Below are 26,362 nucleotides of genomic sequence, written 5' to 3'. Positions count from 1 at the left end.
ACGACGAAAGCGAGCCCATGCCCGACAGTCCGCTCTCCGCCTCACCGTACGAGGTGCTCGGCGTCCGCGCCGACGCGAACGCCGACGAACTCCGCCGCGCCTACCGCCGCGCGCTCCGGCACGCGCATCCCGACACGGGCGGCTCGACCACGCAGTTCGACGCCGTGCAGCGCGCGTGGACGCTCGTCGGCACCCCCTCGGCCAGGGCGGCGTTCGACCGCAACGGTCGCAGCGCCGAGGCGGCGGCCGAACCGACGAGGGCGACCTGGGCGCCGGCGCCGCCGCGCCCGCCGCGCGACTCCCGCCCGCTCGCGCGCTCGTACGGGCACCCCGGCGGGTTGAGCCGCCAGCGCTATCTCGACGCGATCCGCGAGTGGGTGGGACTCGGCGACGAGATCCCCGATCCCTACGACCCGTCGCTCGTGCGCCGCGCTCCCATGGGCATCCGCCACCTCCTGGCCGACGCGCTCGCCGAGGAGGCGACGGCGCGTGCGCTCTCGACCCTCGGCATCGCGTTCACGGTCTGGCACGACCTGGCGACGGATGCCGCAGGCCCGGGCCTGCCCGCCAAGCTCGACCATCTCGTGCTCGGCCCGACCGGCCTGTTCGCGATCCAGTCGGAGGACTGGGGCGGCCAGGTGCGGTTCCGCCGGGGCGAGCTCATCGGCGACGCGCTCGCCGGGGAGCGTCCGATCCGGGCGCTGGCCGCGCGCGCCAAGGCGATCGGCCGCGCTGCCAAGGTCAAGCCGACCGGACTCCTCGTCGTCGTGCCCGACGAGTTCGCCGAGGAGCCGCTCCAGGTCGGCGGCACGAATCGCGGCGCCGTCGTCGTGCTGGTGCGCGCGTCGCGGCTCGCGAGCGCGATCCGCGAGGGCATCCCGGGGTCGCCCTTCATCGGGGGCGCCGAGGTCATGGAGGTGCGCACGCGCCTGCAGCAGAGCGTGCGCTTCGCCTGACCGCGCCTCCTGCTCCGGCTCGGGCCCGGTTCGCGCTCGTCGCGGCCACGGTGTTGGATTGACCCATGCCCATGGTTGACCGCGACGCCCACATCGAAGACCTCTCCGCTTTCATCCGCGAATCGCCCTCGTCGTACCACGCGGCCGCCGCGGTCGCCGATCGCCTCGTGGCGGCGGGGTTCGAGCGCCTCGACGAGCGCGACGAGTGGCCGACGGGTCCGGGGCGTCGCGTGGTCGTGCGCGACGGCGCGGTCATCGCGTGGGTGCAGCCAGATGCGGCGACGGCGACCAGCCCGTACCGCATCATCGGCGCGCACACCGATTCGCCCTCGTTCAAGCTCAAGCCCGGCGCCTCGACGAGCTCGGAGGGCGTGCTGCAGGCGGGCGTCGAGGTCTACGGCGGTCCGCTGCTGAACTCCTGGCTCGATCGCGAGCTCGAGCTCGCCGGTCGCCTGGTGACGGCCGACGGCGGCGAGCACCTGGTGCGCACCGGTCCGCTGCTGCGCATCCCGCAGCTCGCGATCCACCTCGACCGCGAGGTCAACAAGGGCCTGACGCTCGACCGCCAGCGCCACCTCCAGCCCATCTGGGGCACGGGCGCCGGGGCCGACGTGCTCGCCCACCTCGCGGGCATCGCGGGACTGCACGCCGACGAGGTCGCCGGGCACGACGTGCTCGTGGCCGACACCGCCGCGCCCGCGCGGTTCGGCCTCGACGACGTGTTCTTCGCGGCCGGGCGCCAGGACAACCTGACCTCGGTGCACGCCGGGCTCGTGGCCCTGCTCGCCGCGGCCGACGCGGCATCCGACCACGTCAGCGTGCTGGCCGCGTTCGACCACGAGGAGCTCGGCTCCGAGTCGCGCTCGGGCGCCAGCGGACCCTTCCTGGTCGACGTGCTGGCCCGCATCGCCGGCGGCCTGGGCGCCGACGAGCACGAGCGCCGTCGCGCGTTCGCCGACTCGTGGCTGCTGTCGTCCGATGCCGGGCACGCCGTGCACCCGAACTACCCCGAGCGCCACGACCCGGTGAACCGCCCGCACCTCGGCGACGGCCCGCTGCTGAAGCTGAACGCCAACCAGAAGTACGCGACCGACGCGCACGGCTCGGCGCTCTGGGCGCGCGCGTGCGAGCAGGCCGGCGTGCGGTTCCAGCCGTTCGTGTCGAACAACGCGATCCCGTGCGGCTCGACCATCGGGCCGCTGAGTGCGACCCGCCTCGGCATCCGCACGGTCGACGTCGGCACGCCGTTGCTGTCGATGCACTCGGCGCGCGAACTGTCGCACGTCGACGACCTCGCGGCGCTCGCGGCCGCCGCGACCGCGTTCCTCTCGCCCGCCTGAGCCAACCCGCACCGCCGCCCGTACCCGAAACAGGAAGCCCGGCGCGACACGCTGCGCCGCTGCCTGTCTCGGGTGCAACACGGCGGCGCGTCTTCCTGTTTCGGTGGCCGGCTGGGGCCGGTGGGACGGTTGGCCGGATGTCGCGGGTCGTCGTCCGGATTTCGCGAGCGTCGACGCCGTCGAGGGTGGCAGCATCGAGCCATGACGCAATATCCGGCCATCGCAGCCTCCCTCTTCGACCACGTCGCCTCGCCCGTCGACGCGATCGCGCACTTCCGCGGTCGGCTCGGATTCGAGGCCGACGTCTCCGACGTGCAGGCCGCCCTCGCCGGCAGCGAGCCGTTCGTGCTCATCGACACGCGCAGCGACGCCGCGTGGGCGCAGGGCCGAGTGCCGGGCGCCGTGCACCTGCCGCGCCGCGACATCGCCGAGCGCGCGGCATCCGTCGTCCCGGTCGGCACCCCCGTCGTCGTCTACTGCTGGGGCCCGGGATGCAACGGCGCGACGCGCTCGGCGCTGGAGTTCGCGACGCTCGGATACCCCGTCAAGGAGATGATCGGCGGATTCGAGTACTGGGTGCGCGAGGGGTTCGCGTTCGACACCGACGAGGGCCTCGCGCAGCGACGGCCCGACGGTCTCACGAACGTCGCACCCGACGGGCTCACGGGGGCGGATGCCGCAGCGGGGGCTCCGGCATCCGTCACCGTGATCGACACGGGCATCACCTGCGCCTGCTGAGCGCGGCCCACCGACCGAGCGGGTCGCGCGCGGAACGGGACACCCGTTCGCGGCCCGCTCAGCACTCGATGACGTTCACGGCGAGGCCGCCGAGGCTCGTCTCCTTGTACTTCTTCTTCATGTCGAGTCCGGTCTGACGCATGGTCTCGATGACCGTGTCGAGCGACACGAGGTGGGTGCCGTCGCCGTGCAGCGCGAGGCGTGCGGCCGAGACCGCCGTCGACGAGGCGATCGCGTTGCGTTCGATGCACGGCACCTGCACGAGCCCGCCGACCGGGTCGCAGGTCAGGCCGAGGTGGTGCTCGATCGCGATCTCGGCGGCGTTCTCGACCTGCCTGGGCGTGCCGCCGAGCACGGCGCAGAGTCCGCCCGCCGCCATCGCGCAGGCCGAGCCGACCTCGGCCTGGCAGCCGCCCTCGGCGCCCGAGATCGAGGCGTTGCGCTTGACGAGCGACGCGATCGCGGCGGCGGTGAGCAGGTAGCGGCGGATGCCCGCGGCATCCGCGCCCGGCACGAACCGCAGGTAGTAGTGGCCGACCGCGGGGATGATGCCGGCCGCCCCGTTCGTGGGGGCGGTCACGACGCGGCCGCCCGAGGCGTTCTCCTCGTTGACGGCGAGGGCGAACGCGTGCAGCCACTCGGTCGAGGTGTCGCGGGCGCCGGGGTGACCGGTCTCGTCGCGGTCGAACTGCTCGAGCCTGCCGCGCACCCGGGGGGCGCGTCGCTTCACCTGGAGTCCGCCGGGCAGCACGCCCTCGGTCGAGAGGCCGTGCTCGACGCACTCGGCCATCGCCGCCCACACGCGATCGAGGCCGTCGTCTATGCCGTGCTCGCCGTGCAGGGCGATCTCGTTCGAGCGCACGACGTCGCACATCGAGACCCCGTGGCGCTCGCAGAGTTCGAGCAGCTCGGCGGCGTTGGAGTACGGCAGCGGGTAGCGCACGACCTCCGACTCCTGCGGGGCGTCGCCGTCGCGGCGGATGAAGCCCCCGCCGACGGAGTAGTAGGTCTCCTCGAGCAGCGGCAGGGCGTCGTCGCCGCGCCAGGCCTGCAGCGTCATCGCGTTCGGGTGGCCGGGCAGCCGGGTGCGCGGCGCGAACGCCACGTCCTCGGTCGTCATCGTGATCGGGTGCCGCCCCGCGAGGCCCACCTCGGCGCCGTCGCCGAGCCGGCTCCAGGCGTCGTGCACCGCCGCCGGGTCGCAGTCGTCGGGGCGCAGTCCGCGCAACCCGGCGACCACGGCGTCGGGCGTGCCGTGGCCGAGCCCGGTTGCGCCGAGCGAACCGTACAGCGTGCACGAGACGCGGTCGACCCGGTCGAGCAGGCCGTCGTCGTCGAGCCGCTCGACGAACGCGCGCGCCGCCCGCATCGGGCCGACGGTGTGCGAACTCGACGGTCCGATCCCGATCGAGAAGAGATCGAGGGCTGAGACGAACGCTGTCACATCCCAAGGCTACGCCGCAGACCGTGCACGCATTCGCCGACCTCATGCACGGATCTTGCGCGGCAGCAGGCCCCGGCGCGGAGTGTTGCACATGACGGCCGCACGCGGCATCCGCCCGTGTGCGCGTGCGCAACCACGAGGTGAGGCCGACTCGCGCCCGTGTGGCGCTGACACGCGCCTCGCGACGATGTGAGCGCCGTGCAAGCGCCGTGCAAGCGGCGACGCGGAGCATGGTCGTCATGACCACCTCACCGTCACCCGACGCCCTCGCCTCGCGCGACTGGGCCGTCGAAGCCGAGGGCCTCGTGAAGGTCTTCGGAACGAACCGCGCCGTCGACGGCGTGGACCTCCGCGTCGCGACCGGCACCGTCTACGGTGTGCTCGGCCCGAACGGCGCCGGCAAGACCACCACCATCTCCATGCTCGCGACCCTGCTGCGACCGGATGCCGGCCGCGCCCGCATCTTCGGCCACGACGTGCAGCGCGAGAGCCAGGTCGTGCGCCAGCTCATCGGCGTCACCGGCCAGTACGCCTCGGTCGACGAGACGCTCTCGGCCAACGAGAACCTCATGCTCTTCTCGCGCCTGCTCGGGCTGAGCCCGCGCGCCGCGCGTCGCAAGACCGCCGAGCTCCTCGAGGAGTTCGGCCTCACCGAGGCCGCCAAGCGCCCGCTGAAGAACTTCTCGGGCGGCATGCGCCGACGCCTCGACCTCGCCGCGAGCCTCATCGCCCAGCCGCCGCTCATCTTCCTCGACGAGCCGACCACGGGCCTCGACCCGCGCACGCGCGCCCAGATGTGGGAGACCATCCGCCGCCTCGTCGCGACCGGATCGACCGTGCTGCTCACGACCCAGTACCTCGACGAGGCCGACCAGCTCGCCGACCGCATCGCCGTCATCGACCGTGGACGCGTCGTCGCCGAGGGTACCGGTGACGAGCTCAAGGCCTCGGTCGGCACGTCGAGCCTGCACCTGCGGCTGGGCGACCAGCGAGACCTCGACGACGCGCGCACCGCGATCGAGCGCGTGCTCGGGGTCGTGCCGGTCGCCTCGCCCGAGGCCGCCCGCCTGACCGCGCCCATGGCCGACGCCGACCGCGTCGCCGACCTCCTCGTCACGTTCCGCGACGAGGGCATCCACCTCGCCGAGTTCAGCGTGCAGAAGCCCACGCTCGACGAGGTCTTCCTCACCCTCACCGGCCACGGCGTCGAGACCGACGACGAAGTCGGCGCCGCGGCATCCGACCGCGACGGACACGACCTCGCGCTCGAAGGGAGCCGCGCATGACCACCACCACCAGCCCGGCCGGGCCGAGCGCGGCCCCGACGGCCGGCGCCCGCGCCGCGGCATCCGCCCCTCGCATCGTTCCGGGCGCCGAACGCGACCTGAAGAACCGGGTGAGCCTGCGCGAGACCCTCGCGCACACGTTCACCATGGCCCACCGCGGCCTGCTCAAGATCAAGCGCACCCCCGAGCAGCTCTTCGACGTGACCCTGCAGCCGATCATCTTCACCGTGATGTTCACGTACATCTTCGGCGGGGCGGTCGCGGGCGACGTGCAGAGCTACCTGCCGATCATCATCCCGGGCATCCTCGTGCAGACGGTCATCTCGACGTCGATCGTCACGGGCGTGCAGTTGCGCGAGGACATGGCCAAGGGCGTCTTCGACCGCTTCCGGTCGCTGCCGATCGCGCGCATCGCACCGCTCTCGGGCGCCCTGCTCGCCGACACCGTGCGCTACCTCATCGCGACGACGCTCACCTTCGCGATGGGCTACCTCATGGGCCTGCGTCCCGAAGGCGGCCTGCTCGGCGTCGTCGGCGCGGCGCTCCTCGTCATCGTGTGCGCGTGGAGCCTGTCGTGGATCTTCGCGTTCTTCGGCGTCATCGCGCGCAGCGCCTCGAGCGTGCAGGGCATCTCGATGATCGTGCTGTTCCCCCTGACGTTCCTGTCGAACGCGTTCGTCGACCCGTCGACCATGCCGGCGCCGCTCGCGTGGTTCGCCGACATCAACCCGGTGTCGCACCTCGTGACCGCGGTGCGCGACCTCGTGAACGGCATCGGCCTCGGCGCCGACGCGGGCTGGTCGATCGTCGGCGCGGCCGTCGTCGTCGCGGTGTTCGCACCGCTCACCGTGCGGGCGTACATGCGAAAGGCCTGAGACACCGCCTCTCGTCACACCCTCGGAACGGGCTCCGCGATCAGCGTGCGAGCTCGTTCCGTGCGCTCGGCGTTCGAGAGCACGGATGCCGCGGCGCGGGCTGCGGCGAGGCGGTCGGCGCCTGCGTGCTCGGCGATGACCACGGCGATGTGCTCGAGCCGCAGCGCCGGCAGGTCTTGACGCGAGTGCAGCACCTCGGCGAGCGCGAACGTCTCGACCGCACGATCGGCCAGTGACGGATGCCGCACGGCCCAGGCGCTCCACGCGGCCGACGCGGTGCCGAGCACCGGACGGTCGGTGAAGACGCCCCCTCGGGCGCGGAGGGCCGCGACCGTGCGGCGGCGCATGCGCTCTGCCCAGTCGGCGATGCGGGCCTCGGGCCAGCCGGACTGCACCCCGCCCGCGACGAGCGTGGCGAGCATGATCTGGAACCACGGCGAGGAGCGCTGACGCGGTTGCGTGAACTCCTGGAGCACACGGGGCGCGCGCTCGAGGGCGAGGGCAGTGTCGCCGCGCAGCCGTGCGATCTCGACGAGGCCGAGGTGGGCCGTCATCGCCTGCGGGATGCCGTCGCTCGTGACACGGTCGTCGGCGGCCTGCACGAGCAGGCGCTCCTCGGCCTCGTCGAGTCGACCGGCCGAGATGAGGTGGCTCGTGATCATCCAGTCGATCTGGAGCAGGTCCTGCGTGGCCTCGAGCCTGACCATGCCCGCTCGCGCTTCGGTCGCCCACTCGAGGGCCTCGGTCGAGGCGCCGCGCTGACCGGCGAGCTCGGCGAGCATGAGGGCGGACATCGCCGTCGCCCAGGCGTCGCCGACGCGCTCGGCGAGCTCGTGGGTGCGCAGGGCGTGCTCGGCGGCGAGGTCGGGCTCGCCCTCGTTCTCGGTGAACTGCGACTGCAGGATGTTCGCGAGCAACGCCGTCTCGGGGTCGTCGGCGTCGGCCATGCCGACGATCAGGCCGCCGGCGAGTTCGAGGTCGGGCAGGGCCAGCAGGAACCGCGAGATCGCGTCGATCCACGGCGCGACCGGGTGCCCGAGGCCCGCCACGCGCCGCAGCCGCGCGAGCGCGCGGAGGCCGCTCGTCGTCTCGGCGGCGAAGTTCGTGCCGGCGATGAGGATGAGCGCGAGCGAGGTCACCTCGGCGTCTTCGGCCTTCGTCGCGGTGCCGCGCGTCGCCTCGAGCACGGCCTCGCTCAGCCCGAGGATCTCGGTGTGGGCGCTCCGCACCGTCCAGAAGTAGCCGAGCGCGGCGAACACCGAGAAGATCGCGGGTGCGTCGCGTCGGTCGATGGCCGTGCGCAGCACCGCGACGAGGTTGTCCTGCTCGATCGCGATCGCGGCGAAGGTGGGCAGCTGCTCCGGCCCGCGCACGTGGGCCAGCGATCGACGTGCGAAGGCCGACGCCCAGCGGGCCATCGCGGCGACGACCCCTTCGCGATCGTCGTCGTCGAGGCGGAGCTGGCCGAACTCCCGCACCGTCTCGAGCATGCGGAAGCGCGGCTGGCCGAGCGAGTCGTCGACGACCGAGAGCAGCGACTGCGCGATGAGCCCGTCGAGCACCCAGACCGGGTCGTCGGTGCCGAGCACGGCCTCGGCCGCCTCGGCCGCGAAGCCGTCGACGAACCACGCCAGCCGGGGCAGCGCCGCCTGCTCGGCGGGGGTGAGCAGCGCCCAGCTCCACTCGATGACCGCGGCGAGCGTGCGCTGGCGCTCGGGCGCCGAGCGGTCGCCGCCGGCGAGCAGCGAGAACCGGTCGGCGAGCCGGGCCTCGATCTGCTCGACGCTCATCGACCGCACGCGCGCTGCGGCGAGCTCGATCGCGAGCGGCAGGCCGTCGAGGCGAGCGCACAGACGTTCGACGACGTCGAGGGGGAGGGATGCCGCGGGGCGGGCGGACCTTGCCCGCTCGACGAAGAGGCGTGCGGCCGGGCCTGGCTCCGCGTCGTGCCCCACGGCGGCCAGGGCGGAGAGCGGGTACACCTGCTCGGCGCCGATCGCGAGCGGGCTGCGGCTCGTGGCGAGCACGCGGAGTGTCGGTACGGCCGCGAGCAGCTCGGCGGTCCACTCGGCGACGCCCTCGACGATCTGCTCGCAGTTGTCGAGCACGAGCAGCGTCGGGCGTTCGGCGAGCTGCTCGATGATGCGGGTGCGCGCGTCGCGGCGCGTGATCGCGGCCTCACCGAGGCGCTGGGCCGCACTGGTCTCGCGGACGCCGAGCACGGAACCCAGGGCGAGCGACAGGTCGTCGCCGGTGCGCACGCTCGCGAGCTCGACGACGACGACCGAGGGCGCCTGGGAGCGGAGCGCGAGCTCCTGGGCGAGCCGGGTCTTGCCGAGCCCGCCCGGCCCGAGGATCGTCACGAGCCGGTGCGCCGACATGGCGCGCTCGACGGCATCGAGGTCGTCGTCGCGCCCGATGAGCTCGTTGGGCGCGGCACGCAGCCCCACCCGGCGTCGCATCCCCGTCGGGGCGGTCGCCGGCTCGTCGCGCAGCAGCTCGGCGTTGAGCGCCACGAGCTCGGCCGACGGCGAGACTCCGAGCTCGTCGGCCAGCCGCGTGCGGAACGCGGCGAAGGAGGCCACCGCCTCGGCCCGCCGGCCCGACGCCGCGAGCTCGCGGAGGTGGCCGACGACGAGTCGTTCGTCGAGCGGGTGCATCTCGAGCAGCAGGCCCAGGTCGGCCGCGGCCCCCGCGTGGTCGCCCGACTCGGCCCGCAGCCGCGCGCGGCGGTCGAGCAGGGCCGACCTCGCGCTCGCCGCCCGTTCGGCGAGGGCCGCGCCGACGGGTGCGTCGCCGAGGTCCGCCCCGGGCTCGCCCCGCCACAGCGAGAGCGCGGCGTCGATCGCCGACGCGTCGGCCGAGGCATCCGTCGACACCCGGATCGCGAGGCCGAGATCGACCTCGGCGGTGTCGACGCCGAGTGCGTACCCGCCGGGAACCGAGTGCAGCATGCCGTCGGCCGCGACGGCGCGCAGCCGGCTCACGAGCGTCTGGAGGGCCGCCTTCTCGTTGCGGGGCCGGTCGTCGTCGCCCCACAGCTCGTCGACGATCGCGTCGACGCCGACCGCGCCGCCCGCCTCGCGCGGGAGCACCGCGAGCACCGCGATGAGCGCCTTCGCCAGGGTTCCCGTCGGCTCGACGGGCTCGCCGCCGCGGCCCTCGATCGTGACCGGGCCGAGCACCCGCACCCGGGTCGGAGCTGCGGAGGCTGAGGGCACGGCACGAGCCTACCGGCGCCCGTGCGCCTAGGCTGGAGCGAGGGGGCGACATGCGAACACGGATCATGACGGCCGGGATGCTGCTCGGCGTGCTGGCGCTCGCGGGCTGCGCGATGCCGGGCACGGGCGGCGGCACCGGGGGCTCCGGCTCGTCGGGAGGCCGGCAGCAGGTCTCGTGCGCCGAGTCGGCGAGCGTCACGCTCGACGGGCAGCGCGTGCGGTACGAGGTCACCGGAGACTGCGCCGAGGTGATCGTGCGAGGCGACGACCTCGAGGTGCGGATGGCGGCGGCGACCGCGCTCTCGGTCGAGGGTCGCGACAACGACGTCGAGTCGAGTTCCGACCTCGGCGCGGTCACGGTCAAGGGGAACGAGAACGATGTCGAGGCCCGCACGATCGCCTCGATCACGATCGCGGGCAACGACAACAGCCTCGAGGCCGGCACCATCGGGTCGGTCGAGATCACCGGCGACGACAACGACGTCGAGTCCGACAACGATCCGCAGCCCGTGCGCGTGAGCGGCAACGGCAACTCCGTCGAGCGTCGCTGACGCCGCGGCCCCGCGGCACCATCGAAAGGCTGATCCGGCACTGCGGCGGGCCTGCGAGACTCGGAGGATGACGAACGACGCCGCAGCCCGTCCCGCCCGCGCACGATCGACCCGTCGTCGGGTGCTGCCCGTGCTCGTGGCCGTCGTGTCGGTGCTCGCGCTGCTCGTAGTCGGGTTCCTGGTGTGGGCGAACACCGTCATGCAGGGCGAGCGCCCGGCCGCGCTCGAGGCGTGGACCGACGACCGCGTGGCCATCGAGTCGTTCGACGACTCGGTCGTGATGACCCCGGTCGACGGGGCATCCGATCGCGGCCTCGTGTTCATCCCGGGCGCGAAGGTCGACCCGTACGCCTATCTGGCGAAGCTCGTCGACGCGGCCGCCGAGACGGGCACCACCGTGGTGATCACCAAGCCCACGCTGAACCTCGCGTTCTTCGACACGCGCCCGCTCGACACGTTCACGCGGCACGCGCCCGACGTCGACGAGTGGTACGTGGGCGGGCACTCGCTCGGCGGGGTCAAGGCGTGCATGATGGCGGCCGACGGCGAGGATGTCGCGGGCCTCGTGTTCTTCGGCTCGTACTGCTCGAACGACGTCAGCGACACCGACCTCGCGGTGCTCAGCATCTCGGGCAGCGACGACGGACTCAGCACGCCCGACAAGATCGAGGGCGCCGCCCACCTGCTGCCCTCCGACGCGGCCTTCGTCGAGATCGAGGGCGCGAACCACGCGAGTTTCGGCGACTACGGGGTGCAGCCGGGCGACGGCGTCGCAACCGCCTCCGACGCCGAGGTGCGCGAGGCGATCGCCGACGCGCTTGTCGAGTTCTGGGGCGCGTCGGGGGAGTAGTGCACGAGCGGATGCCGCGGCATCCGTCGGATGAGACTGGACATTTAAGCAACATCGGTTGACAAGGTAAGGTAAGCAACATAGGTTGCTTGCATGACCCCGCCGCCGCCCCCACCGCCGCCACCGCCCTCGAACCGGCCGGCCCCGGACCCCACCGGGGCCGAGGCCTCCGACCTCGCCGCTGTCGTCGCACTGCGCGAGCTCGCCGACCGACTCGAGGACGCCGCCGTCGAACGCGCCATGCGCGCCGGCTGGAGCTGGACGCAGGTCGCCGAGGCGCTCGGCGTCACGCGCCAGGCCGTGCACAAGAAGCACCTCCGGCGGCTGGAGTCCGCCGGCATCGAACTGAGGAGGCGCACCAATGCCTGAACTCCTGCACGACGATCTCGGTGCGACGCTGAAGTCCGTCGTCGTCGGATCGATCGACGAGGCAACACGGCGCGGCGCGACGAAGGTCGAGGCCGAGCACCTCCTGCTGTCCATCGCGGCGAGCCGGGACCTCGCCTCGACCGTTCTCGCCGACGTCGGCCTCGACCACTCGGGCATCGAGACCGCGCTGCGGCTCGAGCGCGAGCACGCCCTCGCATCGGCCGGCGTCGAGCCGGTCGCCGACGAGCGCCTGCGCGCCGCGCGCGACGCCCGGCCCGGTTGGGGCAGCTCGATCCGCGATGCGCTCGGCCGGGGGAACTTCAGCGCTCGCCGCGGTCGTCCGCGCGCGGACCGCGAGCGGCTCGCGGTCGCCGATGCGCTGCTCGGCGTGCTCCGCGCCGACGTCGGCACGGTTCCGCGCGCGCTCGCCTACGCCGGCGTCGACCGGGCCGCCCTCATCGCCCGGCTCGAGGCCCTCCGATGACCGAGTCGGCCGCCCGGGTCGCCCCTGCCGTCGTGATCGACGGGCTGCGCATGCGCTACGGCGCGCTTGACGTGCTCGACGACGTCTCGTTCGAGGTGCGACGCGGCGAGGTGCTCGCGCTGCTCGGACCGAACGGTGCGGGCAAGACGAGCACGATCGAGATCCTCGAGGGGCTGCGCCGCCGATCCGCGGGGCGCGTCGAGGTGCTCGGCTCCGACCCCGAGCGTGCCGACGACCGGTGGCGTGCGCGTGTCGGCATCGTGCTCCAGTCGTGGCGCGACCACGCCAAGTGGCGCGTGCGCGAGCTCCTCGCGTACCAGGGATCGCTCTACGCCGCTGATGCCTCCGAGTCGGTCCCGCGGCCGTGGAACGTCGACCACCTGCTCGCGGCCGTCGGCCTCACCGCGCAGGCCGAGCAGCTCGTGCGATCGCTCTCGGGCGGCCAGCGCCGACGGCTCGACGTGGCGATGGGTCTCGTCGGTCGCCCCGAACTCGTGTTCTTCGACGAGCCGACGGCCGGACTCGACCCCGAGGCGCGGAGGGAGTTCCACGAGCTCGTGCGCCGCATCACCCGGGAGTTCGGCGCCACGGTGCTGCTGACCACGCACGACCTCGCCGAGGCCGAGCAGCTCGCCGACCTCATCGTGATCCTCGCCGGCGGACGCATCGTCGCCGACGGCACCGTCGCCGAGCTGGCGCAGCGGATCGTCGGCGACGACGAGGTGCGCTGGGTGCTCGACGGAGCGTCGCACGCGCGCAGCGTGCCCGACGCGACCGCGTTCGTGCGACACCTGCTCGCACGATACGAGCACGGCCTCGGCGGCCTCGAGGTGCGGCGCGCCTCGCTCGAGGACGCCTACCTGCGCATCGTGCGGGCCGCGGAGCCCCGCCGGTCCGCCGCGGGCGCAGGAGCGCTCCGATGAGCCCCACGACCGTGGCGGCCCGTGCGGGACTCGCACGCGGACGCATCGAACTCAGGCAGGCGTTCAGCGGCGTCGAGCTGATCGGCCAGCTGTTCTGGCCGATCGCGACGCTGGTCGCGCTCTTCCTCGTGCGCGACGTGCCGGTCGGCGGCGGTACGACCGTCGACACCTTCGCGCTGCCCGGCACGCTCGGCATGTTCGTGGCACTCGGCACGCTCCTGGTCGTGCAGCAGCTCGCCGCCGATCGAGAGGACGGCTCGCTCCTGCGTGCGAGAGTCATGCCGAACGGCATACCCGCGTACCTGCTCGGCAAGTTCGTGCAGATCTCGGCGACCGTCGTCGCCTACCTCGTGATCCTGCTCGTGCCCGGACTCCTCTTCGTCGACGGCCTCGCCATCTCACCAGGATCCTGGCTCACGTTGGCCTGGGTCACCGTGCTCGGCCTCGTCGCCACGCAGACCGTCGGAGCCGTGCTCGGCTCGCTCGTCTCGAGCTCGCGCGGCGCCGGGTACGTCTCGGTGCCCGTCCTCGGACTCCTCGCCGTCTCGGGCATCTTCGTGCCGATCACCGCGCTGCCGGCCTGGCTCGCCGGCGTCGCGCAGGTGTTCCCCGTCTACTGGCTCGGCCTCGGCATGCGATCGGCGCTGCTGCCCGACTCGGCGGCGGCACTCGAGATCGGCGGGTCCTGGCGACCGGTCGAGACGGCCGTCGTGCTGGGCGCCTGGGCCGTCGCGGGGCTGGTGGCCGCGCCGATCGTGCTCCGGCGGATGGCGCGTCGGGAGTCGGGCTCGCGCGTGGCCGAACGGCGCGAACGCTCGCTGCAGCGCGTCGGCTGACGCGGTCGGAGCAAGCCGACCGAGCGGATGCCGCGGCGAACGACGGATGCCCCGGAACCGAGTGGTTCCGGGGCATCCGGTGCGTGCTCATGGCGGCGCGAGCGCCGACCCGGGCTAGCGGATCGTCTTGCGCGCCGTGATCTGGCCGGTGTCGAAGCCGAGCAGGTGCAGGCCGCCGTGGAAGCGGGCGTGCTCGACCTTGATGCAGCGGTCCATGACGACGGTCAGGCCCTGCTCCTCGCCGTAGTACGCGGCATCCTGGTTCCAGATGCCGAGCTGCACCCAGACCGTCTTCGCGCCCGCGGCGACGACCTCGTCGATGACCTGCGGGATGTCGCTGCCGCGACGGAACACCACGACGATGTCGGGCACCTCGGGCAGGTCCTTCAGGCTCGCGTACGCGGGCTGGCCGAGGATCTCCTGCTCCATGGGGTTCACGAAGTAGAGGCGGTAGTCGCTCGACTGCTGCAGGTAGGTGCCCACGAAGAAGCTCGAGCGCTGCGGCTTGGGCGACGCGCCCACGATCGCGACCGACTTCGCCGCGTTCAGGATGCGCAGGCGCGCCTTCGCGTCGGGGCCGACCCAGGTGCGCTGCGACTTCAGCAGCTTCGCGAGCGGCGAGCTCGCGGGCAGGTCGCACGAGAGGCCGTTGACGAGGCGGACGGTCTCGGTGTCGGATGCCGCGGCATCCGTCGTGCCCGTGGTGGCGTCGGTGTCGAGTGCAGTGCTCATCGTGCTGCTCCAGTCGCGGCCGTGAGGGCCTGGTCGAGGTCGTCGATGATGTCTTCAACGTCTTCGATGCCCACGCTAATCCGCACGACGCCCGGAAGCACGCCCGCGTCGACGAGCTGCTGCTCGGTCAGCTGCGCGTGCGTGGTCGAGGCGGGGTGGATGATGAGCGTCTTCGCGTCGCCGATGTTCGCGAGGTGCGAGGCGAGGTTGACCGACTCGATGAGCTTCTGGCCGACCGCGCGGCCGCCCTTGACCTCGAAGCTGAAGACCGAGCCCGGGCCCTTCGGCAGGTACTTCTGCGCGCGGTCGTGGTGCGGGTGGTTCGCGAGGCCCGCCCACCACACGTTCTCGATGCGCGCGTCGGACTCGAGCCACTCGGCCACCGCACGGGCGTTGTCGATGTGCGCCTGGATGCGGTACGGCAGGGTCTCGACGCCCTGCGCGAGCAGGAACGCCGAGTGCGGCGCGAGCGCGGGGCCGATGTCGCGCAGCTGCTCGGCGCGCAGGCGCGTGAGGAACGCGTACTCGCCGAAGTTGCCCGACCACTCGAGGCCGCCGTAGCTCGGCACCGGCTGGCCGAACAGCGGGAACTTCTCGGAGTGCCAGTGGAACCGGCCCGACTCGACGACGACGCCGCCGAGCGTCGTGCCGTGACCGCCGAGGAACTTCGTGGCCGAGTGGGTGACGATGTCGGCGCCCCACTCGATCGGGCGGTTGAGGTAGGGCGTGGCGATCGTCGAGTCGACGATGAAGGGGATGCCGTGCGCGTGCGCGACGTCGGCGAGGCCCTCGAGGTCGGCGATCTCGCCCGACGGGTTCGCGATGGTCTCGACGAAGAGCGCCTTGGTCTTGTCGGTGATCGCGGCCGCGTAGTCGGCGGGGTCGGAGGAGCGCACGAACGTCGTGTCGATGCCGAAGCGCCGGAGCGTGACGTCGAGCTGGGTGATCGAACCGCCGTAGAGGTTCGCCGAGGCGACGATGTGGTCGCCCGTGCCCGCGAGGCTCGCGAAGGTGATGTACTGCGCCGAGAGGCCCGAGGCGGTCGCGACGGCGCCGAGACCGCCCTCGAGGCTCGCGACGCGCTCCTCGAAGCTCGCGACGGTGGGGTTGGCGAGGCGCGAGTAGATGTTGCCGTACTTCTGCAGCGCGAAGCGCGCCGCGGCGTCGGCCGTGTCGTCGAAGACGAAGGCGCTCGACTGGTAGATCGGCAGGGCGCGCGCGCCCGTCACCTGGTCGGGGATGTTGCCCGCGTGGATGGCGCGGGTCTTGAAGCCGTATTCGCGGTCTGCCATGGGGCAACGCTAGCCGCGGCCCGTGCGGTCGGCCGCGGCATCCGTAATGCGGAGCAATCAGACCGCGAGGATGCCTCGGATGCCGCGGCGAGGCCGCACAGGTCAGCCGAGCGTCAGGATCAGGTGCGGCACGGAGACCATGAACTCGCCGCTCGCGCCGTCGAACGAGACCGACCCGCTCTGCGCGACGAACTCGGTCAGCACCTCGACCTCGATGAGGATGAACTCGCCGGCGCCGACCGGGAACGCGCTCGCGACGAGGAACTCGTTGAACGCGATCGACGTGGCGTCGTCATCGCCGAAGAAGTCGCCGGCCGCACCGACGTCGGCGAGGATCTCGTCGTGCACGATTCCGTTGACGGCGGAGTTCGCGACCGACCACACGGTCGTGCGCGCCCTGACCGTCGCCCGTGCCTCCGAGCCCGAGATGAACCACGCGGCGACGCCGTTCCAGTCGGCATCGGCCGAGACGCGCGCGTTCACCACGAGCCTGGCGCCCGCGTTCACGGTCGTCGCGGTGCTGCGCGGGTTCTGCCAGAGCGTGAAGAAGCTGAGCCTGCCCGTTCCGGTCTCGGTGACCGCCCCGGCCGACGCGTCGAACCGGTAGCGCGCCCGGCTGTCGAGCGAGCCGATGCTCGAGTCGGCGATCGAGCCGGCCCCGGCGAACGTGCGGATGAACGTGACCCGGTCGAGGATCACGTTCTGCGACCCGGGATCGGTCGGCAGCGCGGGGGTCAGCTCGGCCAGGTGCGCCCCGATGCGAGCGGAGGCGTCGACGGCAGCGCGGTGGCCCGCAGCGGAGCGCGTTCGCCGCTCGTCGGAGCGGTGCTCGGCGAGCGCGTCGAGCGCGTCGGCGTCGAGCCCGCCCTTCGCGAGCACCGCCCGGGCGAGCCACGCGCTCTCGCGCTCGGCGTCCGCCCGTTCCTTGGCGCCTTCGACCGAGGCGGCGATGGGCGGTGCCTTCGTCTCGGACGTCTGCTCGATGAGCGCCTCGAGCTCCTCGTTCGACGGCGGGTTGGACGGCGGCTGCGGCTGGTGCGACGGTTGGTACGACGGCGTGCTCGATGACGTGTCCATGGCGACCTCCCCGGTGGGTCCGTCGTCCTCGACGGCGGTGCGGACGAGGCCGATGCTAGACCCGCGCCGACGCCGCGTCCATCGGATCCGGACGTCGGTGTCGCGGGTCGGCGCATCGCGGTGGCTACGCTGATCGGATGATCCTCGAACATGCCCTGCTGCCCGTCATCCCCGGCCTCGAGCCCGAGTTCGAGGCCGCATTCGACGAGGCGAAGCACATCATCGCGTCGATGGACGGGTTCGTCGACCTGACCCTCTCGCGCGGCGTCGAGTCGCCGTCGACGTACCTGCTGCTCGTGCACTGGCAGAGCGTCGAGGCGCACGAGGTCGGGTTCCGCGGGGCGCCCGAGTACCAGCGGTGGCGCACGCTGCTGCACCGCTTCTACGAGCCGTTCCCCGTGGTCGAGCACTTCGCCGAGGTGCACCGGGCCTGACGCGCCCGCAGGCGTCGTCGCCCTGCCCCGGCGGGCGGGCCACGACGGTGCATGGGGTTCGAGGGTGCACAGGGTTTGAGCAGGCTGCTCGGCTAACCTGCTCTGAGCGCCGCCATTGCGGCCTCCGGACGAGGGCACCCAGTACCCGGAACGCGACAAGACTGGCTCAGGAGTTGAGCAGTCATGGCTTGGATCGTCCTCATCGCGTCGGGTGTGCTCGAGGCCGTCTGGGCCACCGCGCTCGGCAAGTCCGAGGGGTTCACGAAGCTCTGGCCCTCGGTGATCTTCGGCGTCGCGCTCGTCGCGTCGATGGGCGGCCTCGCCTGGGCGATGCGCGACATCTCGACCGGCACCGCGTACGCCGTGTGGGTCGGCATCGGTGCGGCGCTCACGGTCGTCTGGGCCATGATCACGGGCGACGCGGATGTCTCGTGGGTGAAGATCGCGCTGCTGCTCGGCCTCGTCGGCTGCGTCGTCGGCCTGAAGTTCGTCGACGGCGGCGCCGGCCACTAGCGCGGCGCACCCCGCCCGACGCGCGGCGTCGTGCCGCTCAGCCGAGCAGCACGGCGCCGTAGGCGAGCGTCGCCACGAGCGCCCACGAGGTGAGCCCGACCACGAGCGCGCGCCAGCCGGTCGCGGCGAGGTCGGCGAAGCGGATCGACGCACCGAGTGCGAACAGGGCCGTCGCGAGCAGGGCGGTCTGGAGCGCGTCGGCCGCCGAGAGCACGACCTCGGGCAGCGGCACGAAGGTCGCCAGCAGCACGGCGACCAGGAAGCCCACGATGAACAGCGGCACGATCGCCGGCCTCGGGCCGTCGGCGGCGACGTGGCGGCGTCGTTCGACCGCCGCGGTCACGGCGACCATGGGCGCGAGCATCAGGACCCGCGTCAGCTTCACGACCACGGCGATCGCGAGCGCGACCGGCCCGCCGATCTGGGCGGTCGCGACGACCTGGCCCACGTCGTGCACGCCCGCGCCGACCCAGTGCCCGAACTGCGCGTTCGTGAGGCCGAGCGGATGCCACAGCGCGGGCAGCACGGCGATGGCGAGCGTGCCGCACAGCGTCACGAGAGCGACGGGCACGGCCTGGTCCTCGGCCTTCGCCCGGACGGTCGAGCCCATGGCCCCGATCGCGGATGCCCCGCAGATCGCGAAGCCGCTCGCGACGAGCAGCGGCTGGTGCCCAGGCAGCCCGAGCGCACGCCCGAGCCCGATGGTGCCGACGAACGTGAGCACCACGACCGCGACCGTCGTGGCGATGGTCACCCACCCGAGGTCGGCGATATCGACGAGGCTGAGCTTCAGGCCGAGCAGCACGATGCCGGCGCGCAGCAGGCTGCGCGAGGCCGTGCGGAGGCCGGGCGCGAGCACGCCGTCGAGCCGGCGCTGCGCCGCAGGGACCTGGCCGACGACGATGCCGATCGCCACGGCCGCGGTGAGCAGCGGGAGCGCCGGAAGGGCGAGGTGCACGAGCCACGCCGCGACGGCTGCGAGGGCCGCGACGGCGAGTCCCGGCATCCGTTCACGCACGATCTCAAGGGTAGCCGGGGTTCCGAGCGGCCCCGATGCCCGCCGGCCGGGCGGTCAGCGCTCGGTCGGGCGCCAGGGTTCGTGCGTGTGCGAGAGCCAGACGGCCTCGGGCTCGAGCGAGCGGATGAGCCGCTGCCCCTCGGTCTGCGGGTCGTCGAGCTCGCCGAACCACACGGCGGTGTCGCCCGCGATCACCACGGGGTGGTCGCCGCCCTCGATGACGACGATCTGCGAGCCGCGGGTGTGGCCGGGTGCCGGCACGAGGCGCAGCCCGGGCAGCAGCTCGAACTCGCCGTCGGCGGGGACGTACTCGACCCCCGGTGGGTCGACCCACTCGCGGATCGTGTAGTCGTCGAGCGTGCGCGCGTCGTCGAGCTCGCGGCGCTGCACGTGGATCGGCGTGCCCGGGAACCGCTGGTTGCCGCCGCAGTGGTCGAAGTGCAGGTGGGTGTTCACGATGAGGTCGACGCTCGCGGGGTCGAACTCCTGGCGGTCGGCAGGCACGAGCGTCGGGTCGAGATCGGCGACGGCGGGGTGCAGCCGGGTGAACCCCGTGTCCACGAGCACGCGCGCATCGGGATGGTCGATCAGGTGCATGACGACCGGCATCGTCTCGCCCTCGACGTGGAGGTCGGCCACATGCACGGGCGTGACGATCGGCCGGGTCATCGTGGTGCCCCGACCGCGAACCGCGCGGCGAAGGCGTCGAGCAGCGGGCCGAAGCTCTCGACCATCTGGTCGAAGAACTCGTGCTCCCAGTCGGCGCCGGGACCGAAGGCGCTCGTGACGACGCGCACCACGCAGGTGCCGCCCGACTCCGCCTCGATGAGGAACTCCGTCGCGATGGGCGTGACGAGCGGGAGGCCCGCGTACACCTCGGGCAAGCCGACGCCGATCCCCTCGAACCACTGGGCCATCTCGGGCGCGAGATCCTCCGGCTGCTCGGCGATGGGCCACGGCTCCTCGTAGGCGAACCGGCTGCCGGGGGAGTAGTCGGTGATCGTGCCGACCGACGTGGCGTCGCCGAGGTCGAACACCACCTCGCCGCCGACGCGCGGATCCAGGCGCGTGGGCGCCATCCACGACGAGATGCCGTCGGCGGTCGCCAGCACCTGCCACACCTCCTCGGGCGTGGCGGCCAGTTCGTACGTGCGTTCCATGCGGTGCTCGACGCGTGCGGCGTCTTCGTGGTCGTTCATGGCGAGTCCTCCTTCGGTCGTGGGTACGACGAGACGGTCAGGCGGTGCGGCCGCCCCTCGTCGTGGTGGTACTTCGCGGCGAGGGCCGCGACGGCGGCGTGCAGCTCGGCCGCGAACGCGGCCCGATCGTCTGCGGACGCGAATCCGATGACCGTGTCGACGGTCAGCGTGGGAATCCGGGTGCCGGCCGCAGCGGAGTCGACGATCGCGCCGACCTCGGACACCGTCCGGGCGTTGACGGCGATCAGGTACGCGGCCGACAGGCGGTCGGCCACTCCGTCGGGGTCGACGGCGCTGCCCTGCAGCACGCCGGGGGCGACGACGAGCCGGCGGGCCGACCGGCGCACGAACCGCTCGCTGATGCCGCCCCACGCGCGCGTCTCGGCGGGTTCGATGAGTCCGTGGGCCTCGAGCGACCGGAGGTGGTAGTTCACCTTCTGCCTCGTCGACCCGATCGCCGCCGCGACGGTCGCGGCGGAACCGGGCTCCGACAGCGCGTCGAGGATCGACGCGCGGATCGGGTCGAGTGCGACCTCGACGGCCGCCGGGTCTGCGAGCACTCGAACGTCGTCCATGTGCACACGGTACCCCTTGACAAGAAAATCTGTCAAGGGGTCGTGAACTTTTGATTGTGTACAGAATTCTTGACATCGAGTCGAGAATTGCTTACCTTCGATGTGTCAAGGATTCTTGACATGCGCGGAAGGGGTCGTCGATGTCGTACGAGGAGAAGGGCGTCTGGTCGTTCCTGGCCATCGCCGTCGTCGGTTACGCGGTCTACCTGGGCCTGGTGATCCCGCGACTCGCCGGCACGCCGATCCCCGAGGTCGACTACGTCTGGCCGATGGTCTGGACGATCGGCGGCGCGATCGTCGCCGGCATCGTCCTCCGCATCCTGATCGAGATCGTCGCGCCGAGCGAGACGTACCGGGCCGATCAGCGCGACCGCGAGATCGAGCGCGCCGGCGACCGCGTCGGCAACTCCTTCGTGGTGATCGGCGCGCTCGCCGCGCTCGTCATGGCCTGGTTCGAGCTCGACTGGTTCTGGATCGCCAACGCGATCTACCTGTGCTTCGTGGTGAGCGGCATCCTCGCGAGCCTCGCGAAGCTCGCGGCGTATCGCACCGGGGGGTTCCAGGAATGGTGAAGCCCACCCGCGTGACCAACGCGATCCGCGCGCTGCGGTTCGCGAACGACGAGATGACGCAGGCCGACCTGGCCTCCCGCATCGGCGTGACGCGCCAGACCGTCATCGCCATCGAGCAGGGGCGGTACTCGCCGTCGCTCGAGCTGGCGTTCCAGATCGCGAGGGTGTTCGGGGTCGCCCTCGACGACGTGTTCCAGTACCCCGCCGGGGAGTGAACGAGATGACGACGATGGATCGAGCACAGGTCGGCACCGCGATGCGGGCCGTCGTGCAGCGCCGATACGGCGGGCCCGAGGTGCTCGGCCTCGAGGCCGTGACCATGCCCGAGCCGAGGCCCGACGAGGTGCTCGTCGCGGTGCACGCCGTCGATGTCGCATCGGGCGACGTGCGCGTCATGCGCGGCGAGCCGAGGCTCATGCGCCTGTTCTTCGGCCTGCTCAGGCCGAAGGTTCCCACGGTGGGGCGCGACATCGCGGGCACGGTCGCCGCAGTCGGCTCGGCCGTCACCCGGTTCGCCGTCGGCGACCGCGTGTGCGGAGAAGCCTCCCAGGGCGGTTGGGCCGAGTACGCGGTGCTGCCCGAGCGCTTCGCGGTGCGTCTTCCCGAGGCGGTGCGGTTCACGGATGCCGCGACGCTGCCGGTCTCGGCCGGCACCGCGCTGCAGGGGCTCCGCCTCGCGGGCATCGATCCGACGCGCGACACCGGCGCCGGCGCCGGTGCCGGCACCGGCGCCAGCCGCCCGCGACTGCTCGTGATCGGTGCCTCGGGCGGGGTCGGCGGCTTCGCCGTGCAGCTCGCGGTGCTCGCCGGATGCGACGTGGTCGGCGTCTGCAGCGCAGACAAGTCGGAGCACGTGCTCGCACTCGGAGCCTCGGCCGTGCTCGATCGTCGCACCGCGTGGGCGTCGGGCGAAGCCGACGGCTCCTACGACGCGGTGTTCGACCTCGCGGGCGCGCAGACGCTCGGCGAGCTCTCGAGGCTCGTCAGGCGAGGCGGCACCGTGGTGCTCTCGGCGGGCGGCGGCGACGGCCTGCTCGGCCCGATTCCGCGGCTGCTCGCCGCGGTGGTCCGCGGTCCGTTCGTGCCCGTCTCGCTGAAGCCCCTCGCCGCCGGGCGGAACCTCGCGGATCTCGAAGCCCTGGTCGGACTGCTCGCCGACGGTCGCATCCGGTCGATGGTCGACCGCGTCGTGCCGCTCTCCGACGCGTCAGCGGCCGCCACCGAATTCCTCGCGGGCGGCGTGCGCGGCAAGCTCGTGCTCGCCGTGCGCTGAGCTCAGCCCCACGACGGCAGCCAGAAGTGCAGCTGCCGGAAGTCGGGGGTGATCGGCATGCCGGTCCAGAGCGGGTAGAAGAAGGCCGACGCGAGCACCGCCAGCGCGAGGTACACGCCCACGGTGGCGATGCCGCGCTCCCGGCGCCACCAGACGTCGTCGCGACTGCCGAGGATGAGCCCCACGACCGCCGTCAACCCGAGGATCATGTACGGCTCGAACGCGATCGAGTAGAACTGGAACACCGTGCGATCGAGGTACATGAGCCACGGCAGGTAGCCGGCGCCGAGCCCGAGCAGGATGAGCCCCGTCTGCCATTCGCGATAGCGCGCCAGCCGGTAGACCAGGTAGAGGCAAGCCGCCGCGGCCGCCCACCAGATGAGCGGATTGCCGAGGCCGATGATCGACGACCAGCACGTGTCGGCCCCGCAGCCGCCCGAGCCGTCGTCGGTCGAGGCGAAGTACATGTTGGTGGGCCGGATCATGAACAGCCAGGTGAGCGGGTTGGACTGCCACGGGTGCTCGGAGTGCACGCCGATGTGGTAGCTGTAGGCCGACTGGTGGTAGTGCCAGAGGCTCTGCAACGCCAGGGGCACCCACGAGAACATCCCGGTGGCCTGGTTCGCTGGGTCGTCGGCCCAGTGGCGGTCGTAGCCGCCGTCGGTGGTGAGCCAGCCGGTCCACGACAGGAGGTAGACGGCGAACGCGACCGGCACGTAGAGCAGGAAGGTGACCGGGCCCTGCTTCAGGATCGCGCCGGTCGCCCAGAACGGCACGCCCGCCCGTCGTCGCGCGAGCAGGTCGACGAGCACGAGGTAGAGTCCGAACGCGGCGACGAACCAGAGGCCGGACCACTTGACGGCGGTCGTCGCGCCGAATGCCGCGCCCGCCGCGATCACCCACGGCCGCGACCAGAGCGCGGGCCCGTAGTGCGGCTCGTAGCCGGAGGCCCTCGAGGCGCCGAGGCTCGCCAGCAGGCGGTCGCGCGCCCAGGCGCGATCGAGCAGCACGAACCAGAAGCCGAGCAGCGCGAAGAGCATGACCCAGTTGTCGAGCAGCGCCACGCGGGACATCACGATGGCGTTCCCGTCGATCGCGAACAGCACGCCCGCGATGACGGCCAGGATCGTCGACGGCCACAGACGGCGCGCGATCAGCATGAGCAGGAAGACCGCCGCCGTGCCCGCGAGCGCGGTCGTCGCGCGCCACCAGAACGCGCTCTCGGCGCCGCCCACGAGCCCCATGCCGAGGCCGATCATCCACTTGCCGAGCGGCGGGTGCACGACGTAGACGCCCTGGTCGGTGAACGTGTCGGTGTCGCCGTTCGCGAAGCCCTCGTCGGCGCCCTCGGGCCAGGTCGACTCGTAGCCGTTGTTCCAGAGGCTCCAGGCGTCTTTCACGTAGTAGGTCTCGTCGAACACGATGGCCTGCGGATGCCCGAGGTTCCAGAACCGCAGCACGCCGGCGAGCAGCACGACGAGCGCCGGCCCGCCCCAGTACCAGAGCGCGCGGCGGCGCGGAGTCGAGAGCACGCGCGCCCACCAGTCGTCGAGGCGCGTGCCGCGCGGCTCGGGCTCCTGCTCCGGGTCGGGATCGACGGATGCCGCGGAGGGCTGCTCTGCGGCGACAGGCCGGGTGTCGGGGGCGCCCACGGCATCCGTTCCTGAAGTCATGCGCCCCAGAGTAACCCGGGCGACGCGTCGGCGAGCCGACACTCCACACGCCCGGGTGCGGGAGACTGGTGGGCATGATCATCCTCGCGGCGACGCCCATCGGAAACCTCGGCGACGCGTCGGTGCGGCTGCGCGAGGCGCTCGAGGAGGCGCAGGTCGTCGCCTCCGAGGACACGAGGGTCACGCAGCGCCTGCTCGCGGGCCTCGGCATCGCGAACCGGCCCCGCCTCATCGCGCTGCACGAGCACAACGAGCGGCAGAAGGCCGGAGAGCTCGTGGAGCTCGCGCGCGACGCCGACCTGCTCGTGCTGAGCGACGCCGGCATGCCCACCGTGTCCGACCCGGGTTTCCCGCTCGTGCAGGCCGCGGTCGCCGCGGGCGTCGACGTGACCGCGATCCCCGGGCCGAGCGCGGTCATCACCGCGCTCGCCGTCGCCGGCCTGCCGACCGACCGGTTCTCGTTCGAGGGATTCCTGCCGCGCAAGGCGGGCGACCGTTCGCGCCGGCTCGCCGAGCTCGCCGGCGACCGGCGCACGCTCGTGTTCTTCGAGGGGCCGTCGCGGCTGGCCGCGAGCCTCTCCGCGCTCGCCGACGCGTTCGGCGCCGAGCGCCGGGCGGCGGTGTGCCGCGAGCTCACCAAGCTGCACGAGGAGGTTCGACGGGGCGGGCTCGGCGAACTCGCCGAGTGGGCCGAGGGCGGCGTGCGCGGCGAGATCTGCATCGTCGTCGCGGGAGCGGAGGAGCAGGCGGCCGACGCCTCGACGGCTCTCGACCGCGTGCTCGAGCTCGCGGCATCCGGAACCCGCTTGAAGGACGCGGCGTCGCTCGTCGCGGCCGAGACCGGACTCGGCAAGCGCGATCTCTACGAGGCCGCCCTCGCGGCGCGATCGAGCTGACGACCCTCGCCGCCCTGCGCGCCGGCTGGCAATCCTGAGATTCCGTCCCCATTTCGGGGGTGACAGGCGGACAATGGAGAGCACAGCACGAGGAGGTGCGACATGGCCCACGAAGTCAGGTTCGCAGCGTTCGGCGGCCCCGAGGTGCTCGAGATCGCCGAGATGCCGGTTCCCGAACCGGGTGAGGGCGAGGTGCTCGTCGAGGTCTACTCGGCCGGGCTCAACCCCGTCGAGAGCGCGATCCGCCGCGGCGAGCATCCGGAACGATGGCGGGTCGAGCCGCCGTCCGGCCAAGGGCGGGATCTCGCGGGCCAGGTGATCGCGACCGGCCCCGGCGCCACGCGGTTCTCCCGCGGCGACGAGGTGCTCGGTTTCGTCGACCGGGGCGCGCAGGCCACGCACGTGGTCGTGCCGCAGGACAACCTCATCGCCCGCCCGCCCGCGCTCTCGTGGGAGGTCGCCGGGTCGCTCTACACGGCCGGCACCACGGCGTGGTCGATCGTCGAGGGGCTCGGGCTCCGGCCCAACGACACGGTCGTCGTGACCGCTGCGGCCGGCGGCGTCGGATGTCTCGCCGCCCAGCTCGCACGGCTGCGCGGCGCCGCCGTCATCGGCACGGCGCCCGACGCCAGGTTCGACTTCCTGCGCCAGTTCGGCGTGATCCCCGTCGCCTACGGACCCGACCTCGCCGGGCGCGTGCGGGCGCTCGCCCCGCACCCCGTCAGCGCGTTCCTCGACTTCCTCGGCGGCGAGGCCGCCGAGGCGCGCGCCCTCGGCGTGGTGCCGTCCAGGGTGTTCACGCTCACCGACTGGGACGCCGTCGAGCGCGACGACGCCGTGCGCGCCGGTGCCGGAGACGTGATCGCGCTCGGCAGGGTCGCCGCCCTGGTGTCGGCTCGCCGCATCCGCCTGCCGATCGCCGACATCTTCCCGCTCGACCACGTCGCCGACGCGTACCGCGCGCTCGAGAAGCGCGAGGCGCCGGGCAAGATCGTGCTCGGCATGCGCGTGGTCGACTACCCCAACCAGAAGACGCGGGAGCCCGAGCTCAAGGAGCAGGACGTCACGCTCGGCGTGCCCACCGAGCACGCCCACGTCGACGTCGAGGAGGCCGTGCCCGCGGCGATCGGCGACGGCAGCGTGCGGCGCCGCAGGCGGGAGGCGCATGCCCGTTCCGCGGCCGGCGAGGGCGGGGAGTAACGCGGCGATCGGGGCATCCGCTCGCCCGTAGGATT

The 26,362-nt window shown here is 72.6% G+C and carries 28 protein-coding genes and 1 riboswitch; of the genes, 18 read left to right on the top strand and 10 right to left on the bottom strand.

What is annotated here, in order from left to right; translation table 11 throughout:
- Positions 1–17: 17 nt before the first annotated feature.
- From ACFVS8_RS18690 to ACFVS8_RS18680, 3 genes are all read left to right on the top strand, one after another.
- Complete coding sequence (locus ACFVS8_RS18690; protein ID WP_387065818.1) at positions 18–956, top strand: DnaJ domain-containing protein; 939 nt, start codon at positions 18–20, stop codon at positions 954–956.
- Between the two features lie 65 nt (positions 957–1,021).
- Positions 1,022–2,296: a M18 family aminopeptidase gene (locus tag ACFVS8_RS18685; protein ID WP_387065815.1), complete on the top strand. Its 1,275-nt coding sequence runs from the start codon at positions 1,022–1,024 to the stop codon at positions 2,294–2,296.
- A 201-nt stretch (positions 2,297–2,497) separates the two neighbouring features.
- Complete coding sequence (locus ACFVS8_RS18680; RefSeq protein WP_387065812.1) at positions 2,498–3,034, top strand: rhodanese-like domain-containing protein; 537 nt, start codon at positions 2,498–2,500, stop codon at positions 3,032–3,034.
- Positions 3,035–3,092: 58 nt separating this feature from the next.
- On the opposite strand, the gene ACFVS8_RS18675 is transcribed toward ACFVS8_RS18680, so the two are convergent.
- Positions 3,093–4,478: an L-serine ammonia-lyase gene (locus tag ACFVS8_RS18675; protein ID WP_387065809.1), complete on the bottom strand. Its 1,386-nt coding sequence runs from the start codon at positions 4,476–4,478 to the stop codon at positions 3,093–3,095.
- 239 nt (positions 4,479–4,717) lie between these two features.
- Here ACFVS8_RS18675 and ACFVS8_RS18670 point away from each other — a divergent pair, with 239 nt between their 5' ends.
- Both ACFVS8_RS18670 and ACFVS8_RS18665 read left to right on the top strand, forming a co-directional pair.
- Positions 4,718–5,764: an ATP-binding cassette domain-containing protein gene (locus ACFVS8_RS18670; RefSeq protein WP_387065806.1), complete on the top strand. Its 1,047-nt coding sequence runs from the start codon at positions 4,718–4,720 to the stop codon at positions 5,762–5,764.
- Positions 5,761–6,639, top strand: a complete 879-nt coding sequence (locus ACFVS8_RS18665; protein ID WP_387065803.1) for an ABC transporter permease — start codon at positions 5,761–5,763, stop codon at positions 6,637–6,639. The genes ACFVS8_RS18670 and ACFVS8_RS18665 overlap by 4 nt, the downstream gene beginning before the upstream one ends.
- A 14-nt stretch (positions 6,640–6,653) precedes the next feature.
- Here ACFVS8_RS18665 and ACFVS8_RS18660 read toward each other — a convergent pair whose 3' ends face one another.
- Positions 6,654–9,860 carry a BTAD domain-containing putative transcriptional regulator gene (locus tag ACFVS8_RS18660; RefSeq protein ID WP_387065800.1) on the bottom strand — a complete coding sequence of 1,069 codons (3,207 nt, stop codon included), beginning with the start codon at positions 9,858–9,860 and terminating at the stop codon, positions 6,654–6,656.
- 50 nt (positions 9,861–9,910) lie between these two features.
- Between ACFVS8_RS18660 and ACFVS8_RS18655 the strand changes: the two genes are divergently transcribed.
- The 6 genes from ACFVS8_RS18655 (at position 9,911) to ACFVS8_RS18630 (ending at position 13,873) form a co-directional block, all read left to right on the top strand.
- Positions 9,911–10,411, top strand: coding sequence for a DUF3060 domain-containing protein (locus ACFVS8_RS18655; protein WP_387065797.1), 501 nt, complete (start codon positions 9,911–9,913; stop codon positions 10,409–10,411).
- Between the two features lie 67 nt (positions 10,412–10,478).
- Positions 10,479–11,261 (top strand): alpha/beta hydrolase, encoded by a 783-nt coding sequence (locus ACFVS8_RS18650; protein ID WP_387065794.1) that lies wholly within the window; start codon positions 10,479–10,481, stop codon positions 11,259–11,261.
- 93 nt (positions 11,262–11,354) lie between these two features.
- A complete protein-coding gene (locus tag ACFVS8_RS18645; RefSeq protein ID WP_387065791.1) occupies positions 11,355–11,630 on the top strand; it encodes a helix-turn-helix domain-containing protein in 276 nt (91 codons plus the stop codon).
- The gene (locus tag ACFVS8_RS18640; protein WP_387065788.1) at positions 11,623–12,114 is read left to right on the top strand and encodes a Clp protease N-terminal domain-containing protein; all 492 of its coding nucleotides are present in this window, start codon (positions 11,623–11,625) and stop codon (positions 12,112–12,114) included. The genes ACFVS8_RS18645 and ACFVS8_RS18640 overlap by 8 nt, the downstream gene beginning before the upstream one ends.
- Positions 12,111–13,037: an ABC transporter ATP-binding protein gene (locus tag ACFVS8_RS18635; RefSeq protein ID WP_387065785.1), complete on the top strand. Its 927-nt coding sequence runs from the start codon at positions 12,111–12,113 to the stop codon at positions 13,035–13,037. The genes ACFVS8_RS18640 and ACFVS8_RS18635 overlap by 4 nt, the downstream gene beginning before the upstream one ends.
- Entirely contained in the window at positions 13,034–13,873 is an 840-nt protein-coding gene (locus ACFVS8_RS18630) for an ABC transporter permease (protein WP_387065783.1), read from the top strand. Before ACFVS8_RS18635 ends, ACFVS8_RS18630 begins: the two co-directional genes overlap by 4 nt.
- A 114-nt stretch (positions 13,874–13,987) precedes the next feature.
- Here ACFVS8_RS18630 and ACFVS8_RS18625 read toward each other — a convergent pair whose 3' ends face one another.
- From ACFVS8_RS18625 to ACFVS8_RS18615, 3 genes are all read right to left on the bottom strand, one after another.
- Positions 13,988–14,479, bottom strand: a complete 492-nt coding sequence (locus ACFVS8_RS18625) for a CoA-binding protein (RefSeq protein ID WP_387066121.1) — start codon at positions 14,477–14,479, stop codon at positions 13,988–13,990.
- A gap of 122 nt (positions 14,480–14,601) precedes the next feature.
- Positions 14,602–15,897, bottom strand: a complete 1,296-nt coding sequence (locus ACFVS8_RS18620; protein ID WP_387065780.1) for an O-acetylhomoserine aminocarboxypropyltransferase/cysteine synthase family protein — start codon at positions 15,895–15,897, stop codon at positions 14,602–14,604.
- 102 nt (positions 15,898–15,999) lie between these two features.
- Positions 16,000–16,974, bottom strand: a complete 975-nt coding sequence (locus ACFVS8_RS18615; protein ID WP_387065777.1) for a hypothetical protein — start codon at positions 16,972–16,974, stop codon at positions 16,000–16,002.
- A 137-nt stretch (positions 16,975–17,111) separates the two neighbouring features.
- Here ACFVS8_RS18615 and ACFVS8_RS18610 point away from each other — a divergent pair, with 137 nt between their 5' ends.
- Positions 17,112–17,408: an antibiotic biosynthesis monooxygenase family protein gene (locus ACFVS8_RS18610; protein ID WP_387065774.1), complete on the top strand. Its 297-nt coding sequence runs from the start codon at positions 17,112–17,114 to the stop codon at positions 17,406–17,408.
- A 103-nt stretch (positions 17,409–17,511) separates the two neighbouring features.
- A riboswitch (guanidine-III (ykkC-III) riboswitch) is annotated at positions 17,512–17,577 on the top strand.
- Positions 17,578–17,591: 14 nt separating this feature from the next.
- Complete coding sequence (locus ACFVS8_RS18605; RefSeq protein WP_387065771.1) at positions 17,592–17,921, top strand: DMT family transporter; 330 nt, start codon at positions 17,592–17,594, stop codon at positions 17,919–17,921.
- Between the two features lie 37 nt (positions 17,922–17,958).
- On the opposite strand, the gene ACFVS8_RS18600 is transcribed toward ACFVS8_RS18605, so the two are convergent.
- From ACFVS8_RS18600 to ACFVS8_RS18585, 4 genes are all read right to left on the bottom strand, one after another.
- Entirely contained in the window at positions 17,959–18,927 is a 969-nt protein-coding gene (locus ACFVS8_RS18600) for a YeiH family protein (RefSeq protein ID WP_387066118.1), read from the bottom strand.
- Between the two features lie 66 nt (positions 18,928–18,993).
- Complete coding sequence (locus tag ACFVS8_RS18595; RefSeq protein WP_387065769.1) at positions 18,994–19,608, bottom strand: MBL fold metallo-hydrolase; 615 nt, start codon at positions 19,606–19,608, stop codon at positions 18,994–18,996.
- Positions 19,605–20,138 carry an SRPBCC domain-containing protein gene (locus ACFVS8_RS18590; protein WP_387065766.1) on the bottom strand — a complete coding sequence of 178 codons (534 nt, stop codon included), beginning with the start codon at positions 20,136–20,138 and terminating at the stop codon, positions 19,605–19,607. The genes ACFVS8_RS18595 and ACFVS8_RS18590 overlap by 4 nt, the downstream gene beginning before the upstream one ends.
- Positions 20,135–20,713, bottom strand: a complete 579-nt coding sequence (locus ACFVS8_RS18585) for an ArsR/SmtB family transcription factor (protein ID WP_387065763.1) — start codon at positions 20,711–20,713, stop codon at positions 20,135–20,137. Before ACFVS8_RS18585 ends, ACFVS8_RS18590 begins: the two co-directional genes overlap by 4 nt.
- A 140-nt stretch (positions 20,714–20,853) precedes the next feature.
- Between ACFVS8_RS18585 and ACFVS8_RS18580 the strand changes: the two genes are divergently transcribed.
- From ACFVS8_RS18580 to ACFVS8_RS18570, 3 genes are read left to right on the top strand one after another with little or no spacing between them, the layout of a single operon-like run.
- Positions 20,854–21,285, top strand: a complete 432-nt coding sequence (locus tag ACFVS8_RS18580; RefSeq protein ID WP_387065759.1) for a hypothetical protein — start codon at positions 20,854–20,856, stop codon at positions 21,283–21,285.
- Positions 21,279–21,500: a helix-turn-helix transcriptional regulator gene (locus ACFVS8_RS18575; RefSeq protein ID WP_387065756.1), complete on the top strand. Its 222-nt coding sequence runs from the start codon at positions 21,279–21,281 to the stop codon at positions 21,498–21,500. Before ACFVS8_RS18580 ends, ACFVS8_RS18575 begins: the two co-directional genes overlap by 7 nt.
- Positions 21,501–21,514: 14 nt before the next feature.
- The gene (locus tag ACFVS8_RS18570; RefSeq protein WP_387065753.1) at positions 21,515–22,558 is read left to right on the top strand and encodes an NAD(P)-dependent alcohol dehydrogenase; all 1,044 of its coding nucleotides are present in this window, start codon (positions 21,515–21,517) and stop codon (positions 22,556–22,558) included.
- Between the two features lie 2 nt (positions 22,559–22,560).
- On the opposite strand, the gene ACFVS8_RS18565 is transcribed toward ACFVS8_RS18570, so the two are convergent.
- A complete protein-coding gene (locus tag ACFVS8_RS18565; protein ID WP_387065750.1) occupies positions 22,561–24,231 on the bottom strand; it encodes a dolichyl-phosphate-mannose--protein mannosyltransferase in 1,671 nt (556 codons plus the stop codon).
- A gap of 74 nt (positions 24,232–24,305) precedes the next feature.
- Between ACFVS8_RS18565 and rsmI the strand changes: the two genes are divergently transcribed.
- Both rsmI and ACFVS8_RS18555 read left to right on the top strand, forming a co-directional pair.
- Positions 24,306–25,127 (top strand): 16S rRNA (cytidine(1402)-2'-O)-methyltransferase, encoded by an 822-nt coding sequence (gene rsmI, locus ACFVS8_RS18560; RefSeq protein ID WP_387065747.1) that lies wholly within the window; start codon positions 24,306–24,308, stop codon positions 25,125–25,127.
- Between the two features lie 102 nt (positions 25,128–25,229).
- On the top strand, positions 25,230–26,327 hold the full coding sequence (locus tag ACFVS8_RS18555; protein WP_387065744.1) for an NADP-dependent oxidoreductase: 1,098 nt from the start codon (positions 25,230–25,232) through the stop codon (positions 26,325–26,327).
- Positions 26,328–26,362 lie beyond the last annotated feature (35 nt).

The sequence above is a fragment of the Agromyces sp. NPDC058110 genome, from assembly GCF_042884735.1.
In the GTDB taxonomy this organism is placed as follows: domain Bacteria; phylum Actinomycetota; class Actinomycetes; order Actinomycetales; family Microbacteriaceae; genus Agromyces.
Note: the sequence above shows the minus strand (reverse complement) of the source record. Positions and strands in the feature narration are given on the sequence as shown.